We start from the raw sequence: 18247 nt of genomic DNA, 5'->3' as shown, positions 1-18247 counted from the left end.
CGCCCCTCTTTCAACGCCCATAGGTGCCATTCTTGAGCTCTACCCGCGATATTGACGCCCTGATCGAGCTGGTGGCGAAACTGCCCGGCCTTGGCCCCCGCTCGGCCCGGCGGGCGGTGCTGCACCTGATCCGCAAACGCGCGCTTTTGCTGACGCCCCTGTCCGACCTGATGCAGACCGTCGCCGCCACGGCACGCGAATGTCTGAACTGCGGCAACGTCGGCACCGCCGACATCTGCGACATCTGCACCTCGGAAAAACGCGCGAACGGAGAGCTTTGCGTGGTCGAAGACGTGGCCGACCTCTGGGCGATGGAACGCTCCGGCGTGTTCAAAGGGCGCTATCATGTGCTGGGCGGCACGCTCTCGGCGCTTGACGCCATTGGCCCGCAGGAATTGCGCATCCCGCGCCTTGTGGATCGGATCGATACCGAAGGGGTGACCGAGGTGATCCTCGCGCTCAACGCCACGATCGACGGGCAGACCACGGCACATTACATCGCGGATCAATTGGAGGGCCGCGTGCGGCTGACGTCGCTCGCCCAAGGTGTGCCGATCGGCGGGGAGTTGGATTACCTCGACGACGGGACGATCACCGCCGCGATGCGGGCGCGCAAGTCGCTTTAAACACCCCCAGAATCAAAGCGGGCCGCCCGCTCCTCCCAAAGCAGACGGCCCTTTTCCGGGGCGACGCAGATCGTGCTGTCAGAGCACGATCACATCAAGCGGCGGAAATCCATTGAACCCAACCGAACTGTAAGAGCTTGTGTAGGCTCCGCAAGCACGAATCATCACTTTATCGCCATCGCGCAGGGCCAAAGGCAGGTGGATCGGGCGTTTTTCGTAGAGAATATCCGCCGAATCGCAGGACGGGCCGGCCAGAACGCAGGGTCCGGTCTCTTCCCCGTCATGCGGTGTGACGATCTGATAGCGAATCGCTTCGCCCTCGGTTTCGGCCAGACCCGAGAAACGACCGATATCCAGATAGACCCAGCGGTGCAGATCGTCCGCGGATTTACGGCTGACCAGCATGACTTCGGCGGCGATATGCCCGGCTTCGGCCACCAGACCACGGCCCGGCTCTGCCATGACCTGCGGCACGTCGCCAAAGCGGGCTTTGACAGCGCGCATCACGGCCGCGGCATAGGCGCGCGGCGCTTCGATGTTTTCGCCGTAGAACGCGGGGAAACCGCCGCCGAGGTTCAGCAGTTGCAGGTCATGGCCATCCGCGCGGGCGGCGTGCCACAGGGGGGCCACCTGATCCAGCACCGGGTTCCAGAACTCCGCTTTGCGGGTCTGAGAGCCGACGTGAAAGGACAGGCCGAAGGGCACAAGACCCACGGCAACCGCATGGTTCAGAAGCGCGGGCAGCGCCGAACCGGCACAGCCGAACTTCCGGCTGAGCGGCCAGTCGGCCATGGAGTTTTCAACGATCAAGCGCAGGTAGACCCGCGCGCCGGGCGCATGGGCGGCGATCTTATCGAGCTCCGCTTCGCTGTCGGCTGCGAACAGGGTCACCCCCGCCGAATGGGCGAAGGCGATGTCCGAAGCGCGTTTGATGGTGTTGCCGAAAGAGATGTTTTCGGGCTTCGCCCCTTGGCTCAGGCACAGTTCGATCTCGGCCCGCGAAGCCGCGTCGAAGCCGGAGCCTTTCTTGACCAGCAGACGAATGATCTCCGGCGCCGGGTTCGCCTTGACCGCGTAGTGGATATGCGCGTCGCCCAAGCCCTTGTGCAGCGCGTCATATTGCGCGGCCACACGGTCACGGCTGATCACCAGCGTGGGCTTGTCAAAGCTGTTGGCGGCGATATATGCCGCAGCCGGGTCGGCGTGAAAGGACGGTGCGGCGCGCAGGGCGCCGGTGACTGTAGCATTCATGGTCATCTCCAAAGAGCAGGTGGGGCTGGTTCCCCGCGTGTCGTTTCAAGAGACGTTACCGTCGCTACATAAACGCGGGTCAGTCAGAGTGGGAACTGACCGGCCAGAGGCGCGTGCGTTGGCGTCTGTAACGCGCCACATACGCCGTTTTTGGATTCGTACAAGGGGTAAAATTGCCCCCATGGCAATTTGTTAGTTTTCCTCGTCTTCCCAATCGCTGCCGATTGGTTCGCGGTCTCTTTTACGTTCTTCTTTGATCATTTCTTTGGTCTGTTGTTCCTCTTCGGGATCGGTCACCTCAGGGTCACTCTCGGCGGCTTCGGTCTCGGCCAAGGCGAGCACGAACCACATGGGGAAGTGATCCGATCCGATCTTATCCAAGCGGTCCATCTCAAGCAGACGGAACTGCGGGTCATGGAAAAGGTGATCCAAGGGCCAGCGCATCCACGGCATCGTCGCGCTGAAGGTGTTGTACATGCCGCGCCCGACGCGCGGGTCCAACAGGCCAGAGAGCCGCTGGAAGCGTCGGGTCGTGGTGGACCAAGCCACATCGTTGAGATCACCCGAGACAACGGCAGGCAGCGGATCTTTCTCGGCCTCGATGCCGACCAAAGCGATCTCACTGTCGCGCCCCTTTGTATCATGTTCGATCACGGGCGGTTCGGGGTGCACGACATAGAGGCGAAAATCCTCCCCTATAGGCAAATGCACCCGTGCGCGGATCGACGGCACCTCCTCGGTGACCAGCTCACGCACCTCGACCTCCGAGAGTGGTAGTTTCGACATGACGCAAAGCCCGTAGCCATTGTCGAGCGGCACGTCGACGCGGTGTTCGTAGTTCTTGCCCAGTCCATCATCCAGCGCGTCGATCCACGCCTGATCGACCTCGATCGCCATGAAGATATCCGGCACCCGCGCCTCTGCCACAGCGATCAGCTTGCCATAATCGCGGTTGGACTTTTTGACATTGGCCGCCAGCAGGCTGAAATGGCGGTCCGTTGCGCGGCGCAACTCGGGCGAGGCAGCCAAGGATTGTTTGCGCCAAAGCGGCGTGAATTTGGTGATATAGAGCGCATGAAGCGCGGCCACGCCCAGCATCAGCGCGATCCCGGCCATGCCAGAGGGTGTCGTCACCCCTTCCGAGACAGCGAACGCAATTGCGAGCAACAGCGCCAAAGCAAGAAACTGCTCCCGAGGGAAGGCCAGCCCGCGGATCGCCCCGAAGGGCAGCTTGCTCAGCGGCAGCAGGCTGCACAGTATCAGCAGCCCCGCCAGTCCCCAGATCATCCAGTCCAATGCCGTTTCCAATTCCATCCCCCGGCGCGATGCGCCTTTTTTACAAAACAAAACAGGGCGCCGGAGAAACCGACGCCCTGTCATTCTAACACATCTTTACGGCGAAAGTTCCTTTCGCCACACCGCCCCTAGGGGGCTTAGCCCTTGGCCTTGTCTTCGTCCTCGTCGTCTTCATCGGTGCTGTCGGGCAGCGAGAAGAAGCTGTCGGCGTCGGAGTAATCGCCCTTGGAGTGATCTTCTTCCTCTTCGTCATCCGCGCTGTTGCCGGAGAGGGTGAAGGTTTCCAGCCCTTCGATGGCCGTAGGGATTTTCGGCTCGCTGTCCATGCCGAGGCTCTGCTCGGTCGAGACCAGCTTGCGGCGCTCGTCGTCGTTCATCACCTCGCCCGCGGCGGCCTTTTTCGCGGCAGCCTTTTGCACGGCGGCATCAAGCTCGGACTGTTTGCACAGGCCCAGCGCGACCGGGTCGATCGGTTGGATGTTGGCGATGTTCCAATGCGTCCGCTCGCGAATCGCTTGGATCGTCGGCTTGGTGGTGCCCACCAGCTTGCTGACCTGACCGTCGGACAGTTCGGGGTGGAACTTGACCAGCCACAGGATCGACGCCGGGCGGTCCTGACGTTTGCTGAGCGGGGTGTAGCGCGGGCCGCGGCGTTTCTCTTCGCCTTCGGCGGCGGCGTTGAACTTGAGCTTCAGCTTGTGCAGCGGATTGTCCTGCGCCGCGTCGATCTCTTCTTGGGTCAGCTGGTTGTTGGCAACCGGATCAAAACCCTTCACCCCCTGCGCCACGTCGCCATCGGCGATGCCCTGCACTTCGAGTTCATGCATGCCGACGAAATCGGCGATCTGCTTGAAGCTGATGGTGGTGTTGTCCACGAGCCAAACGGCGGTGGCTTTGGCCATAATCGGTTTTGCCATGTCACTCTCCTAAAAACGCAATTTTCCCGTCGCCTGAAAGGCTGTCCTGCTGAGCAGAACGGTCTCCATTGTCGGGGAAGTTGGCGGCTGTATACTGGCTCAAACGTCATAAGGGAAGACCCAATGCGGCCACTGCGCGCCTGTCTGCTGATCCTCGGGCTGATCGCCCCCACCGCCACGCTGGCCGAAGGGGCGCGTTCGGGCGAATTCTATTACTACGTCATGTCCCTGTCATGGTCGCCCAATTGGTGCGAATTGACCGGCGATGCGCGGCAATCTCCGCAATGCGACGCCGCGAAAGACCACGGCTGGACCCTGCATGGCCTCTGGCCCCAGTTTACACGGGGATACCCGTCCTATTGCCAAAGCGGCCGCCGCCCGCCCAGCCGTGCCCAGACCGGGGCGATGGCCGATATCATGGGCACCGGTGGCTTGGCATGGCACCAGTGGAAGAAACACGGATCTTGCAGCGGGTTGGACCCGGCGGATTACTTCGCCCTCTCGCGGGAGGCCTACGCCCGCATCAAGCGCCCCGAGGTCTTTCGCAAGCTCGACCGTACCGTGTCCCTCCCCGCCGCGGTGGTGGAAGAGGCCTTCCTCAAAGCGAACCCGGACCTGACCGCGCGGGGGATCACCATCACCTGCAAGCAAGGGCACATCCAAGAGGCGCGCATCTGCCTGTCCCGCGAGCTTGAGTTCATCCCCTGCGGGCCGGACGTTCGGCGGGACTGCACGCTTGATAACGCGCTGTTCACCCCTCTGCGCTAGACCCATCCGGGCCTATAGTCTGGCGAAAGCGGGAGAGGCGTAATTTCCTCCCCCGCATTCAATGCCTTTCGGCTCTCTCTCCAACACGGGTGGTCAGCGTCCCGGCCACCCGTGCCTCCAGTAAACGAATTACTGGTTAACAATCCGTTACTGTCTCAAGTTTTACTGATCTTCTCCGCCTTGCAGTTCACCGCCCACCTTCAGGACGATCTTGCCGATATGGCCGCTGGCTTCCATCCGGCGGTGCGCGTCATTCGCCTCGGACAGGTCATAGGTGCTGTCCATCACCGGCGCGACGCGGCCCTGCTCCAACAGGGGCCAGACATTCTGCAAAAGCTCCTCTGCAATCCGCGCCTTGGCCAAATCGCTCTGTGGGCGCAGGGTCGATCCGGTCATGGTCAGGCGGCGGGTCATCAGCGTGACGAAGTTCACCTCTTGCTTGGCCCCTTGCAGAAACGCGATTTGCACCAGCCTGCCGTCCTCGGCCAAAGCCTTGAGGTTGCGGTTAATATAGCTGCCGCCCACCATGTCGAGGATCACATCCGCGCCGCCCTCGGCCTGCACGACATCGACGAAATCCGTATCCCGGTAGTTGATCGCCACCTCGGCCCCCAGCTTCATACAGGCCGCGCATTTGCTATCGGTGCCCGCGGTCACGAAAACCCGCCCGCCCAAGATGCGCGCCAGTTGGATCGCCGTGGTGCCGATCCCGGAAGAGCCGCCGTGGATCAGCACTTTCTCCCCGGCCTTCAGCCCACCGCGCATAAAAAGGTTCGACCAGACGGTAAAGAAGGTCTCAGGCAGGCAGGCGGCCTCTTTCAGCCCCATGCCTTCGGGAATGGGCAGGCAATGCGCCGCGGGGGTGGCGACATATTCGGCATAGCCGCCGCCGGGCAGCAGGGCGCAGACCAAATCGCCCGGGGCCAGCGTCGTCACCCCCGGCCCGACTTCGACCACCTCGCCCGAGGCCTCCAACCCCGGCAGATCGCTGGCGGTGGCGGGCGGCGCGTAGCGGCCCGCGCGTTGCAGCGCATCGGGGCGGTTCACCCCGGCATAGGCGACCTTGATGATGACCTGACCGTGTTTCGGCTGGGGCCGCGGGCGGGTGGTGCCTTGCAGAACGTCCGGACCGCCGGGTTCGGTGATTTCGATTGCACGCATGGTCTCTGTCATGTCTGAAGTATCCTCGGGTCTGGTTTCGCCGCAGCCTAACGGGCGGCCCCGGGGCGTGCACCCGGAATTTGAGACCCGACGGAGGAGGGAGAGGCGGATGCGCGGGCAAGGCAGGTTCAAATGGCATGAGGCCGCACGGCTTTATGCAGGGGAACAGGAACTGCCCCGCGCACCCGAAGGCCAGCACGACAGCTTCCGCACCCTGCCCGCCACTCCGGCCTTCGACGCGCTGGCCGCCCTAACCACAGCGATCACCCAGCAGGCCCCCTTTTGCCTCAGCGACTGGCCCCTGCCCGATGACATCTCCTGCCCGCCCGCGGCCTTTCTCACCCTGACCGGCGGCGCGTCGGGGCGGCCCAAGGCGGTCCGACGCAGCCAAGCCTCTTGGATCGCCAGTTTTGAGGTCAATGCTGACCGTTTCGCCCTTACCCCCCGCGACAGCGTCGCCGTGTTGGGGCAGCTCAGCCATTCCCTATCGCTCTATGCGGTGCTGGAAGCGCTGCATCTTGGCCTCGACGCGCATGTGCTGGCGGATCACGCCCCCCGGCGGCAGGCAGAGCGGATCGCCGAGGCTGAAGCGACGATCCTCTACGCCACGCCGACCCAGCTGCGCCTGCTTGCCCGCGCTGCCGCCGCCCCGCTGCCATCGCTGCGCTTGGTCCTTTGCGGCGGTGGCGCGCTCGATCCGGCGACCCGGGCGGCGGTGGGGCGGCTCTGCCCCCGAGCGGCGGTGCATGTTTTCTACGGCGCGGCAGAGACGAGCTTTATCACGCTGGCCGATGCCAATACGCCCGAAGGCGCGGTGGGCCGCCCCTACCCCAGTGTCGAGCTGCGTCTGATGAATGCTGAGGGTGAACCCACAACTGATGTTGGTGAGATCTGGGTGCGCAGCCCCTACCTCTTCGATGGCTACGCCCTCGGCCACAGCGAAGAGACCCGCTGGCAGGAGGGCTTCGTGACCGTGGGGGAGATGGGGGCGCTGGATGCCAAGGGCAACCTCTGGATCAAGGGGCGGCGGCAGCGCATGGTGCAGATCGCCGACCAGATGGTTTTCCCCGAAACGGTGGAGGCCGTGATCAGCGTCCAAACCGGTCTGCCCTGCGCGGTTCTGCCCCGAAACGATGCGCTGCGAGGGCAGCATCTGGTCGCGGTGGTCGAAGCCCCGGCAGGAGAGCCGCCCGCCGAAGAGATCATTGCCCATTGCCGCGCGACGCTCGGGCCCCTCACCTCCCCCCGGCGCGTCTACTTCTGCCCCGACCTGCCCCTGCTGCCCTCGGGCAAGCCCGACCTGCGCGGCCTCTCGGATTGGGTGGAGGGCCAAAGGTGACCCGCGCCTATATCGTCTCGGCCTGCCGCAGCCCGGTCGCCCCGCGCGGCGGGGCGCTGGCGCATCTTTCCCTGCCCGAGCTTGCCGCGCCGGTCCTTTCTGCTGCCCTTAGCCGCGCGGGGCTGGACCCTGCGCAGGTCGACGAGGTGATTTGCAGCACCGCCCTCGGCCCCGGCGGCAACCCCGCGCGCAGCATCGCTTTGGCCGCGGGGCTGCCCGAACAGGTGGCGGGGCTTAGCATCGACCGGCAATGCGCGGGGGGATTGGATGCGCTGGCGCTGGCGCGGCAGATGGTCCTTTCCGGGGCCGCCGATATCGTCGTGGCGGGCGGGGCCGAAAGCTACTCTCGCCAGCCGCTGCGCTACCGCACTTTCGCCGATGGCCGCCCGGCTGAGGCCTATGCCCAAGCGCCCTTCACCCCATGGCCCGACCGCGACCCCGACATGGCGGAGGCCGCCGCGGCGCTTGGTCGGTCCCAAGGCATTTCCCGCGCAGAACAGGATGACTGGGCCGTGGAAAGCCATGCGAAGGCCCGCGCACAGCCCCCAACCGAAGCGGAACTGGTGCCGCTCGCAGGCGTCTCAACCGAGGCCTTCACCCGCCGCCTCACCCCCGCGCTATGCAGCCGGGCCAAGGTGCTTTCCGGCGACATCACCGCTGCCAATGCCGCCGTCGCCGCCGATGCCGCCGCCTTTTGCGTCGTCGTGTCAGAACGGGTGGCGGCGGACCTCGCCGCGCCGAAAGTAGAACTTATCTCAGCGGCGACGAAGGGCAGCCGCCCCGAAGAGCCAGGACTGGCCCCATTGGTGGCCATCGGAGAAGTCTTTCGTCAAAGCGGATTGAAAGCCAACGACCTGCACCGCGCCGAGATCATGGAGGCCTATGCCGTGCAGGCCATCGCCTGCGTCACCGGCGCGGGGATCGCGCCGCGGATCGTCAACAGGGGCGGCGGCGCTTTGGCGCGCGGGCATCCGATTGGCGCATCAGGCGCGATCAATGCGGTGCGGCTTTGGCATGAATTGGTGGCGCGGGGATCGGGCACCGGCTTGGCGGCGATTGCCGCCGCCGGGGGGATCGGCTCTGCCGCGCTGATGCGGCTGTAGCGGCCCGCCCCTTGAGGAGCGGGCCAATCGTTTAGCTGCGCGACAGCAGGCTTGCCGGGCGCGCTTTGGCCAGACCGGAGGTGATGAACCCCGCCAGCACGGCTTTGATCAGGTCACCGGGGATGAAGGCTTGGACCAGCAGGGTCGCCTCGACCAGCGTTTTGTTCAGCGTCATCATCATGCCGAAGATGCCGAAGGCATAGACCACGAGGATGCCGCCCGGGACCGCCGACACCCCAGCCGCGAGACCCACCGGGGCACTGCGCCACTGGTCCATGATAAAGCCGGTCACGAAAGCCCCGATCGGGAAGCCGACGAGGAAACCCACAGTCGGCGAAGCAAAGACGCCCAGACCGCCACGGCCCCCGGCCAGAAGCGGCAGACCCAGCGCCACCAGCGCCACGAACAAAAGCGCCGCAAGGCCACCGCGCCATGCGCCCAGCACCGTGCCGCAGAGCATGACACCCAGCGACTGCGCCGTGATCGGCACGCCGAAGCCAAGCGTGAATTTCGGAATCAGGCCCAGCGCCGCGATCAACGCGGCAAAGAGGGCGATCATGGTCAGATTGCGTTCCATTGGAAGGATCCTTGGGTTGAATTTTCCATTGCCTAGGCCACCCCCCTGCCCCGGTCAAGCATTACAGACCGCCCCGCGCGCGCAGCGCCTCGGCCACATGTTCGGCGTCATCGATGGCCAGAACCGTGAAGGGTATCACCACGCGCCAGCCCGCCCGCCTGCGCGACCGCGCCCGCCACGCCAGCGACAGCATCTGCCCCTTGGCCGCCAGTACGGGGGTGAAACGCACCACCAGCGCCACGGCCAACTCAAGGCTGCGCGTACGCAGCCCGAAACGGCGCAGCGGGGCGGCGAGCCAATGCACCACCCCCATCATATCGCTGAGCTTCGTGGTCATGGTGACGAGGTTCGCAAGCCCCACGGCGGTGACCATCCGCAGCGCGATCACAAGCCCCGCCTCCGCATCGTCGGTCAAGACATGCCACAGCAGGATCAGCCCGACAAAAGGCCAAAGCATCCACAGACGCCCCAAGCCGGCCCGCAGGAAGGCCCGCCCCGGCAGGGCATAGAGCAGCAGCATCCCGGCACAGAAGAGGATTTGCCAAACCGGCTCCTCCACCCCGAAGAGCAGCAGCGTGGCCAGGCAGAGCACCCCCAGCTTGGCCCCGGCGGGCCAGCCATGGGCGCGGGTCTCAACCGGCGAGGTCAGAGAGATCATCGCTCGCCCCCAATTCCTTCATCCGCGTCTCAAAGGCGCGCAGCACCGGGCGGGCGCTGCCTTGCTGGACGACCTCGCCGCGCTCTAGCCAGAGAACGTGATCGTATGCCGCCACCGCCGCCGGATCGTGGGTGATATGGACCAGCGTCAGCTCCAGTCCCGCCAAAACCCGTTCGAGGTGCAACCGCGTGGGGATGTCGAGCCCGGCAAAGGGTTCGTCCAACACCACCACCCGTGGCTGCATCGCCAAGACCGCCATCAGGCAAACCAACTGCCGCTGCCCTTGGGAGAGTTGGTGAATCGACGCCTGCGCCCAATGGCGCTTGTCGAATTGACCAAGGATCGCCGCCACGCCCCGCGCGGCCTCGGCCTTGGATTGGCCCATCTGCCGCAGGCCAAAGGCGATTTCCTCTTCCACGGTGGGAAAGATGATCTGATGGTCCGGGTTCTGAAACAGGATGCCCACCGCCCCGATCGCGCGGCGGCGGTCGTGGGCCACATCGACCCCGGCAATCCGCACCTGCCCCTCATCGGCGGCCACCAGCCCCGACAGAACCCGCGCGAAAGAGGTCTTGCCCGAGCCGTTGCGGCCCACGACGCCGATCCGCGCGGCATCGGAGCTCAGGCTCACGCCCCGCAGCACCGGCGTGCCCCCGGGGGTGTATCTGATGCTGTCAATAACGATGAGCGGAAGGGTCGGATTGGTCATCGGGCGCCTGTGGTAAAACCGGGTGCCCCGCCCTACCACCTGCCGCGCGGGCGGGGAAGCCCGCAGCGCGCCTCAGCTTGGCGGCGTCCAACGGCCCGGCAGATCGGGGTCACCTTGCCCGCGCGGGGCCTTGATATGGCTCAACAGCCAGTTCGGCCCAGCCATCAGACGGCTCAGCGTCGGGCTTTCGCGCACATGTGATTTCAGCTTTTCGATCTGCATCACATCGTCAATGCGCCGGTCGAGGAACGACCATGTCGCCTGATGCCCCTCACTGGCATCCCCCAGCCAATAAAGCAGCGTGGCCGAATAGACCCCCGACAGCGTGGCCCGTTTGCTATACCAATTCACATCCTCCGAGGTATCGCCAAGCGCGGTCCAAATCTTATCGCTGGTCTCCCAGATCAGCCCGGCCCCTTCGGGGGCGTGATGCGGCAGGGCGAAAAGCGTGCTGCCCCGGCGGATCGCCTCACGATCCCCGGCTTCCAGCCGCAGGCGCACCGCCTTGGCGATACGGTCCCTGAACCGCAGCGCTGACAGATCGGCCTGCGCCAAGCCTTCGACCATCTTGGCATCGCCGCGCCGGTGATAGGCGACCGCCAGATCGACGGCCCCGCGCGGGCAGACCGCACGGGCCAGCGCCGGGTCCAGACCGCTGTCCTTGATCGCGGCGTTGAAGGTCGCGGGCGACCAGCCGTCAAACGGCACATGCATCAATGCGGCATCCAGCAATTGGTCCTTTGGGTCGGCCTTGGGCGGTGTCATGGCGGGCTCCTATCGGGGCGTGATGGGGTGGACAAACGTGATATAGGCTGTTATAGGCCCATTTCCTGCAATTCCTTGCAACTTTATCCTAGAAAGGTGGTGACAACCACATGCAGGTTAGTGTTCGCGACAACAACGTCGATCAGGCCCTCCGGGCTCTGAAGAAAAAGCTCCAGCGCGAAGGCGTTTTCCGTGAAATGAAGCTCAAGCAACATTTCGAGAAACCGTCCGAGAAAAAAGCGCGCGAGAAAGCTGAAGCGATCCGCCGTGCCCGTAAACTGGCACGCAAAAAAGCGCAACGCGAAGGTATGATGTAAATCATCCCCGCGACACGCGACAGATATAGAACCCCCGGTGCCCATGGCAGCGGGGGTTTTGTTTTGTGGGGGAGCGCAGCGGAGCCGGGCAGCGCCAGACCGCGGAATGGCGCTCGAAATCCCTTCAATTAGGCAGTTTATGGTAGCTGCGCTTGAGAAATACCTCAGGACGGCACGACCTCAGCAAAAGCGCCAGCCCGTCCGGGCGGTCTGGCGCTGCCCGGCCGCCTTCGGCTTTGATTCCGGGCTATCCAACTACACCGGCAGCGCGGTGGTCTTGCACACCGTCCTGAGCGCAAAACTCGACTGCATCTGTGCCACCCCCGGCAGCCGCGCCAAATGCTGGCGGTGAATACGGGCGAAATCTTCCGTATTCTCGGCCACGATCTTCAACAGGTAATCCGCCGTCCCGGCCATCAGGTGACACTCCAACACGTCGGGAATGCGCGAGACCGACTTCTCGAAGGCCTCCAACACCTCTTCGGCCTGCGCCTGCAAAGTGATCTCCACAAAGACCGTCGTCGGCATATCCAACTTCCGCGGGTCCAAGAGGGCCACATAGTCGCGGATATACCCTTCCTTCTCCAACCGCTGTACACGGCGATGACAGGCCGAAGGCGACAGATGCACCACCTCTGACAGTTCGGCATTGGACATCCGCCCATTGCGCTGCAAAGCCCGCAGAACACGCCGATCAATCTCATCCAAGGCCATATGCGCAATACTTTCGCGTGAGGAAGCAATCCAGCGCGATTATATTCGAAGGATGCGCCCCTTGGCGACCCCAATTTCGCAGCGATATGCACAGCGGATATGATAATCCTGTCCCACTACGGAGGAGGAGGAACCCCCATGAAAATCGGATGCCCGACAGAAATCAAACCGCAGGAATTCCGCGTCGGCCTGACGCCCAATGCCGCACAAGAAGCCATCGCCCATGGGCATGAGGTTATCGTGCAGGCGGGGGCCGGGGTCGGCGCGGGCTTCGAAGACGCGGACTACTCCGCCGCAGGCGCCACCATCATCGACACGGCCGAGGAGATCTTTGCCACAGCCGACATGATCGTCAAGGTGAAGGAGCCGCAGGCGGGCGAACGCAAGATGCTGCGCGAAGGGCAATTGCTCTTTACCTATCTGCACCTCGCGCCCGACCCGGATCAAACCCACGAACTGCTGGCCTCGGGCTGTACGGCGATTGCCTATGAAACCGTGACCGACCGCAATGGCGGCCTGCCCCTTCTGGCCCCAATGTCCGAGGTCGCGGGCCGTTTGGCCCCGCAGGTCGGAGCATGGACGCTGCAAAAGGCCAATGGCGGGCGCGGCGTGTTGATGGGCGGCGTGCCCGGTGTCGGCCCAGCTAAGGTTATGGTCATCGGCGGCGGCGTCGTCGGCACCCATGCGGCCCGCATCGCCGCGGGCATGGGCGCGGATGTGACCGTGCTCGACCGGTCCCTGCCCCGGATGCGCTATCTCGATGACATCTATGGCGGCACCTTCAAAACCGCCTATGCCAGCGCGGGCAACACCATCGAACTGGCGCGTGAGGCCGATATGATCATCGGCGCGGTGCTGATACCCGGGGCCGCGGCCCCCAAGCTGATCAGCCGCGCGCAACTGTCCGAACTCAAACCCGGTGCGGCGCTGGTCGACGTGGCCATCGACCAAGGCGGCTGCTTCGAGACTTCCAAGGCGACGACTCACCAAGACCCGGTTTATGAGGTCGACGGCATCATGCATTACTGTGTGGCCAATATGCCCGGCGCGGTGGCGCGCACCTCGACCATCGCGCTTGGCAACGCCACCATGCCCTTCATGCTGGCACTGGCCGACAAGGGCTGGAAACAGGCCTGCGCGGATGACCCGCACCTCAAGGCCGGGCTGAACGTCCACGCGGGCAAGCTGACCTATGCCGCCGTGGGCGAAGCGCTTGGGCTCGACAGCATCACCGCGGATCAGGCCATCGCGGGCTGAACGTCAGCGGCCAAACAAAAGGCCCGCCAGATTGGCGGGCCTTTCCTTTTCGAAAGCAGCGCTCAGCGCGTCTTCAAAGCGTCTCGAATTTCCAGCAATACATCGAGCTGCGATGGGCCGGTCTTGACCTCTGGTGCCACCTCATCCGGCTTTTCCGCAGCCGCCTTCACCCGGTTCACCATCTTCACCAGGATGAAGACCACGAAGGCGATGATGAAAAAGTTGATCACGGCCATCAGGAACGAGCCATAGGCAAAGACCGACGCCCCCGCCTCCCGCGCCTGCTCTAGCGAAGCGGTCGCGGGCACATCGCCCGACAGCACGGCATAGTTATTGGTAAAATCCACCCCGCCGGTGAAAAGCCCGATGATCGGGTTGATCAGGTCCGCTACCAGTGACGACACGATCGCCGTGAAGGCCGCGCCGATGATGATACCAACGGCCATGTCCATGACATTGCCCTTGGCGATGAAATCCTTGAATTCTTGAATCACAGTTCTGTCCCTATTCTAAGGCGCGCCGATAACCCCGCCATCACGGTCGATAGTGCGGACTGGCACATAGAACGGTCAATACAGTTTTACGGTAAATCGCGCGTTTTACGGCCCGCGCCCGTTCAATCCCGAAAACAGACCCGCAAAAGCGCGCCCTCTGAGCTGAAATCGGTCGTCAGACGCCCGTTCAACTGCTCGGCTGCCGTGGCCATTAACATCCGCCCCAGCCCCGTGCTATCGGCCCCCGAGACGGCACCGGCATGGCCGCAGCCATTGTCACGGCATTCCAAAAGCCAGTCCTCGGCCCCCTCCTGCCGCCGTAGGGAAATTTTGATCTCCCCTGCCCGGTCCCCGGCGAAGGCGTGTTTGATCGAATTGGCCACGAATTCGCTCACGATCATGCCGAGGGCTGAGGCCTGCACGGCCTGCAACTCGCCCGGCTCAGCCGCACAAAAGATGGTGACATGATCCGGCGCACTGGCGGCGAGAAGCTTGTTCAGCTGTTCGAGGTAGGAGGTGGTTTGCACCTTGCTTCGGCCACCCTGCCCCATCAATTCGCTGTGCAGCGATGCCACCGCGCCGAAACGACGCTCGACAAGGGCCAGCACATCCTTGGCGTCTGGGTCTTGCACCTTGCGTGTCGCCATGCGCAGCAATGAGGCGATGGTCTGGAACGAGTTCTTCACCCGGTGGTCCATCTCGGCGCGCAGCGCCGCTTCGATGCGGATTTTCTTGCGCAATTCCAACTGCATCATCACATGGCGCGACAGGGTTTGCAGCGCTTGGCGCTGGAAATCGTTCAAGGTCCGCGGCTTGGTATCCAGCACGCAAAGCGTGCCAATCGGCTGGCCGTTCGGCGCGACAAGATTGGCACCGGCATAGAATTTCACCCGAGGGTCGCCAACATAAAGCGGATTGTCCGAGGTGCGCGGATCCGCCCCCATATCCGCAATCTCGGTATAGCCTTCGTCAAGAATGGCATGAGAGCAGACCGATTGATCAAGGGCCGTCTCATGCGGCTCGAACCCGACGCGCGCCTTGAACCATTGGCGCTTTTCATCAACCAGACTGATCAGAGAGACGGGCGTTTCGCAGATATTGGACGCAAGCTCGACGATATCGTCGAAATCCGCTTCGGCTTCGGTATCAAGAATATCATAGGAATAGAGCGTCTCTAGACGCTCGTCCTGCTCTGCGGGCGTGTCGGCTAAAATGGACCTTCTCCTTCCAAAGTTAACCCGCCGCGCAGCTATGGCACGACAGCGGGGGTCGGATATGGCCTGCCTTTCGGGGGGCAGATCTGGGCTGCTGAACCTCCAGCTTAGTGAAGGTTTAGCCCGCAAAGCAGCGGCGTCCACCTCGCTGCCGAATCGTTTTGCGTATAAACCCTTGATAGATGTTCAATTTTAACGCGGCTAGCCCCGCTGCCGCGTCACCCCGGCAGCGTACCGGTCAAGACATAGCGCAGAATCTCGACCACCTGCGCAGGCTCGGAGGCCACCGCCAGCGCCGCCGCGTCGACCTCTTTCAGCGCATGGGCGTGGTCGGGGCCGTGCAGGATGATCAGCGATTTGCCAAGGGCGGCGGCATAGCCCGCGTCGAAGGCCGCGTTCCATTGCTTGTACTGGTCGCCGAAACGCACCACGACGACATCCGCCTCGGCAATCGCCTTGCGGGTGCGGATCGCGTTGATCTGCGCGCCCTTACGGTCGTGCCAGAACTTGTCGTCCTCCGCGCCGAGGATCGCCACGCCGCAGTCATCAGAGGCGGCGTGGTCGGTGACGGGTGCGGTAAAGGTCACGTCGAGACCCTTGGCCCCTTCGGTGATCTGTTCGCGCCAGTCGGTGTGGATTTCACCGGAGAGATAGACTTTCATCGCTTCCGTCCTTCCTTGGTTCAGCCGCGCAGCACGCCGCCGGTGGCCTTGGTCACCTTTTCGACCACCTTAGCACCCACGGCTTCGATGTCTGCGTCTTTCAGCGTCTTGTCGCTGGGTTGCAGGCGCACGGTGATGGCGAGGGATTTCTTGCCTTCGCCGAGGCTGCCGCCGATGAACTCGTCGAAAACGCGGACATCTTCGATCAGGGCCTTGTCGGCGCCCTTAGCGGCATTGACCAGCGCCAGCGCCTCGACATCGGCATCGACGACAAAAGCGAAGTCACGCTCGACCGCCTGCAGGTCGCTGATCTGCAATGCTGGGCGCGTGGCGCCGGATTTGCGCGGCAGCGGCACCTCGGCGGGGTAGAGGGTGAAGGCCATCGCAGGGCCTTTCACGTCCATCGCCGCCAGAACGCGCGGATGCACCTCGCCGAAGACACCGAGCACCTTCTTGGGGCCGAGGCAGATCTTGCCGTGGCGACCCGGGTGCCACCATTCATCAGCGCCGCGCAGGATCTGCACCTTGGCGGGCGCGCCGATGGCGGCCAGCACTGCTTCGGCATCGGCTTTCACGTCATAGACATCCACGGCGCGCGCCGCGCCATGCACATCCCGCGGACCGGTGCGGCCCACCAGAAGACCGGAGACAATGACCTGCTCCTCGCCCGGCTCGCCGCCGGAGAAGGCGGGGCCAACCTCAAAAAGCGCCATGTCGGCAAAGCCGCGCGCCTGATTGCGGGCAGCAGCTTGCAGCAGGCCGGGCAGCAGGTCGGGGCGCATGTGGCTCATGTCCGAGGAGATCGGGTTCTCCAACCGCGTCGCATCGGTGCCGCCCCCGAAGAGCGCCGCCGAGGCTTGGTCGATGAAGCTGTAGCTCACGCATTCGTTGTAGCCGAGCGCCGCCGCCGTGCGCCGGGCGGTCACCACGCGGCGCTGCATGGGCGAAAGCACCGGGCGCGGCACGCCTGTTGTCAGACGTGGCAGGGGCTTGCCTTCGAGCTGCGTCAGCGAGGCGATGCGCGCGACCTCTTCGACCAGATCGGCCTCGCCCTGCACATCGGGGCGCCAGCTCGGCACCTGTGCCATATCGCCGTCGAGCTGGAAGCCGAGCGCGGTCAGCGTCTCACGCTGGTCACTCTCAGGGATCGTCATGCCGACCAGCGACTGCACCCGCGCGGTATCGAGCTTGTAGGCGCGCGACGTGTCCGGCACCTGCCCCGCGACCACGACCTCGGAGGCCTCGCCGCCCGCGTGATCAAGGATCATCCGCGTGGCATGCTCAAGCCCCTCGGGGGTGAAGGCCGGGTCGACACCGCGCTCGAACCGGTAGCGCGCGTCCGAGTTGATCTTCAGCGCGCGGCCCGTATAGGCGATCTGCACCGGGTCCCAATAGGCGCTCTCGACAAAGACGTTCACCGTCTCCTCGGTCACGCCGGTCGCCTCGCCGCCCATGATGCCCGCGATGCTTTCCACGCCGCTGTCGTCGGAGATGGCCATCTGGCCCTCCTGCAGGGTGTAGCTCTTCTCATCGAGCGCGGCGATCTCCTCGCCGCCCTTGGCGCGGTGCACGCGCAGGTTGCCCGCGACCTTGTCGGCGTCGAAGACATGCAGCGGGCGGTTGCGGTCGAAGGTGAAGAAGTTGGTCACGTCCACGAGGAACGAGATCGGGCGCAGCCCGATGGCGCGGAGCCGGTCCTGCAGCCACTGCGGGCTGGGGCCGTTCTTCACGCCTTTAATCAAGCGGCCATAGAACACCGGGCAGCCGTCCAGCGTGTCGTCATCAATGCTGACGCTGATCGGCGAGGCAAAGCTGCCCTCGACCGCATCGCAATCGCGCGGCTTCAGCTTGCCCAGACCCCGCGCGGCGAGGTCGCGTGCGATGCCGCGCACGCCGAGCGCGTCAGGCCGGTTCGGAGTGATGGCAATCTCGATCACCGGGTCGACCTTCGCCGGGTCATTCTCGGCCAGCCAGTCAATGAAACGGTCACCGGGCTTGCCCGAGGGCAGCTCAATGATGCCGTCATGCTCTTCGCTTAGCTCCATCTCGCGCTCAGAGGCCATCATGCCGAAGCTCTCCACGCCGCGGATCTTGCCGACGCCGATGGTCGTGTCGATCCCCGGCACATAGACGCCCGGCTTGGCCACGACGACGGTGATCCCCGCCCGCGCGTTCGGCGCGCCGCAGATGATCTGCATGACGCCTTCGTCAGTTTCGACCTGACAGACGTTCAGCCGGTCGGCATCGGGGTGTTTCTCGGCGGATTGCACATAGCCGAGGGTAAAGTCGGCCAGCTTCGCCGCCGGATTCTCGACGCCTTCGACTTCGAGGCCGAGGTCGGTCAGGGCATAGGTGATCTCATCAATCGACGCCGTGGTGTCGAGATGGTCCTTGAGCCAGGAGAGGGTGAATTTCATGA

The 18247-nt window shown here is 64.1% G+C and carries 19 protein-coding genes; 6 read left to right on the top strand and 13 right to left on the bottom strand.

Features of this window, described 5'->3' with window-relative positions:
- Positions 1-32 precede the first annotated feature (32 nt).
- On the top strand, positions 33-626 hold the full coding sequence (gene recR / locus ACGYLX_RS08295; protein ID WP_394448545.1) for a recombination mediator RecR: 594 nt from the start codon (positions 33-35) through the stop codon (positions 624-626).
- Positions 627-704: 78 nt separating this feature from the next.
- Here the strand turns inward: recR and ACGYLX_RS08290 are convergent, their stop codons facing one another.
- The 3 genes from ACGYLX_RS08290 to ACGYLX_RS08280 form a co-directional block, all read right to left on the bottom strand.
- A complete protein-coding gene (locus tag ACGYLX_RS08290) occupies positions 705-1883 on the bottom strand; it encodes a type III PLP-dependent enzyme (RefSeq protein ID WP_394448543.1) in 1179 nt (392 codons plus the stop codon).
- A gap of 186 nt (positions 1884-2069) precedes the next feature.
- Entirely contained in the window at positions 2070-3191 is a 1122-nt protein-coding gene (locus ACGYLX_RS08285) for an endonuclease/exonuclease/phosphatase family protein (protein ID WP_394448540.1), read from the bottom strand.
- Between the two features lie 119 nt (positions 3192-3310).
- The gene (locus tag ACGYLX_RS08280) at positions 3311-4090 is read right to left on the bottom strand and encodes a DUF1013 domain-containing protein (protein ID WP_394448537.1); all 780 of its coding nucleotides are present in this window, start codon (positions 4088-4090) and stop codon (positions 3311-3313) included.
- 123 nt (positions 4091-4213) lie between these two features.
- Here ACGYLX_RS08280 and ACGYLX_RS08275 point away from each other — a divergent pair, with 123 nt between their 5' ends.
- A complete protein-coding gene (locus ACGYLX_RS08275) occupies positions 4214-4858 on the top strand; it encodes a ribonuclease T (RefSeq protein WP_394448534.1) in 645 nt (214 codons plus the stop codon).
- Between the two features lie 162 nt (positions 4859-5020).
- On the opposite strand, the gene ACGYLX_RS08270 is transcribed toward ACGYLX_RS08275, so the two are convergent.
- Entirely contained in the window at positions 5021-6031 is a 1011-nt protein-coding gene (locus ACGYLX_RS08270) for an NAD(P)H-quinone oxidoreductase (protein WP_394429433.1), read from the bottom strand.
- A gap of 97 nt (positions 6032-6128) precedes the next feature.
- Between ACGYLX_RS08270 and ACGYLX_RS08265 the strand changes: the two genes are divergently transcribed.
- Together ACGYLX_RS08265 and ACGYLX_RS08260 are read left to right on the top strand one after the other, a co-directional pair.
- Positions 6129-7358 (top strand): fatty acid--CoA ligase family protein, encoded by a 1230-nt coding sequence (locus tag ACGYLX_RS08265; protein ID WP_394448530.1) that lies wholly within the window; start codon positions 6129-6131, stop codon positions 7356-7358.
- Positions 7355-8461 carry an acetyl-CoA C-acyltransferase gene (locus tag ACGYLX_RS08260; protein ID WP_394448527.1) on the top strand — a complete coding sequence of 369 codons (1107 nt, stop codon included), beginning with the start codon at positions 7355-7357 and terminating at the stop codon, positions 8459-8461. The genes ACGYLX_RS08265 and ACGYLX_RS08260 overlap by 4 nt, the downstream gene beginning before the upstream one ends.
- A gap of 31 nt (positions 8462-8492) precedes the next feature.
- Here the strand turns inward: ACGYLX_RS08260 and ACGYLX_RS08255 are convergent, their stop codons facing one another.
- The 4 genes from ACGYLX_RS08255 to ACGYLX_RS08240 form a co-directional block, all read right to left on the bottom strand.
- On the bottom strand, positions 8493-9038 hold the full coding sequence (locus ACGYLX_RS08255) for a biotin transporter BioY (RefSeq protein WP_394448524.1): 546 nt from the start codon (positions 9036-9038) through the stop codon (positions 8493-8495).
- A 61-nt stretch (positions 9039-9099) separates the two neighbouring features.
- On the bottom strand, positions 9100-9696 hold the full coding sequence (locus ACGYLX_RS08250) for a CbiQ family ECF transporter T component (RefSeq protein ID WP_394448521.1): 597 nt from the start codon (positions 9694-9696) through the stop codon (positions 9100-9102).
- A complete protein-coding gene (locus ACGYLX_RS08245) occupies positions 9671-10405 on the bottom strand; it encodes an energy-coupling factor ABC transporter ATP-binding protein (RefSeq protein WP_394448518.1) in 735 nt (244 codons plus the stop codon). The genes ACGYLX_RS08250 and ACGYLX_RS08245 overlap by 26 nt, the downstream gene beginning before the upstream one ends.
- Before the next feature lie 72 nt (positions 10406-10477).
- A complete protein-coding gene (locus tag ACGYLX_RS08240) occupies positions 10478-11170 on the bottom strand; it encodes a COQ9 family protein (RefSeq protein ID WP_209216567.1) in 693 nt (230 codons plus the stop codon).
- A gap of 110 nt (positions 11171-11280) precedes the next feature.
- On the opposite strand from ACGYLX_RS08240, the gene rpsU reads away from it, so the two are divergent.
- Positions 11281-11487 (top strand): 30S ribosomal protein S21, encoded by a 207-nt coding sequence (gene rpsU, locus ACGYLX_RS08235; protein ID WP_007118112.1) that lies wholly within the window; start codon positions 11281-11283, stop codon positions 11485-11487.
- Positions 11488-11742: 255 nt separating this feature from the next.
- Here rpsU and ACGYLX_RS08230 read toward each other — a convergent pair whose 3' ends face one another.
- On the bottom strand, positions 11743-12201 hold the full coding sequence (locus ACGYLX_RS08230) for an Lrp/AsnC family transcriptional regulator (protein ID WP_120351940.1): 459 nt from the start codon (positions 12199-12201) through the stop codon (positions 11743-11745).
- A 138-nt stretch (positions 12202-12339) separates the two neighbouring features.
- Here ACGYLX_RS08230 and ald point away from each other — a divergent pair, with 138 nt between their 5' ends.
- Complete coding sequence (ald, locus tag ACGYLX_RS08225) at positions 12340-13458, top strand: alanine dehydrogenase (protein WP_394448515.1); 1119 nt, start codon at positions 12340-12342, stop codon at positions 13456-13458.
- A gap of 62 nt (positions 13459-13520) precedes the next feature.
- Here ald and mscL read toward each other — a convergent pair whose 3' ends face one another.
- From mscL to pheT, 4 genes are all read right to left on the bottom strand, one after another.
- Positions 13521-13952 (bottom strand): large conductance mechanosensitive channel protein MscL, encoded by a 432-nt coding sequence (mscL, locus tag ACGYLX_RS08220; RefSeq protein ID WP_209216569.1) that lies wholly within the window; start codon positions 13950-13952, stop codon positions 13521-13523.
- Between the two features lie 122 nt (positions 13953-14074).
- Positions 14075-15295, bottom strand: coding sequence for a histidine kinase dimerization/phosphoacceptor domain -containing protein (locus tag ACGYLX_RS08215; protein WP_394448512.1), 1221 nt, complete (start codon positions 15293-15295; stop codon positions 14075-14077).
- An 89-nt stretch (positions 15296-15384) separates the two neighbouring features.
- A complete protein-coding gene (locus ACGYLX_RS08210) occupies positions 15385-15828 on the bottom strand; it encodes a YtoQ family protein (RefSeq protein ID WP_209216571.1) in 444 nt (147 codons plus the stop codon).
- Positions 15829-15848: 20 nt separating this feature from the next.
- Positions 15849-18245, bottom strand: coding sequence for a phenylalanine--tRNA ligase subunit beta (pheT, locus tag ACGYLX_RS08205; protein ID WP_394448510.1), 2397 nt, complete (start codon positions 18243-18245; stop codon positions 15849-15851).
- Between the last annotated feature and the right edge of the window lie 2 nt (positions 18246-18247).

Origin of the sequence: Sulfitobacter sp. 1A13496 (genome assembly GCF_043557225.1) — a bacterium.
GTDB lineage: Bacteria > Pseudomonadota > Alphaproteobacteria > Rhodobacterales > Rhodobacteraceae > Sulfitobacter > Sulfitobacter faviae.
Note: the sequence above shows the minus strand (reverse complement) of the source record. Positions and strands in the feature narration are given on the sequence as shown.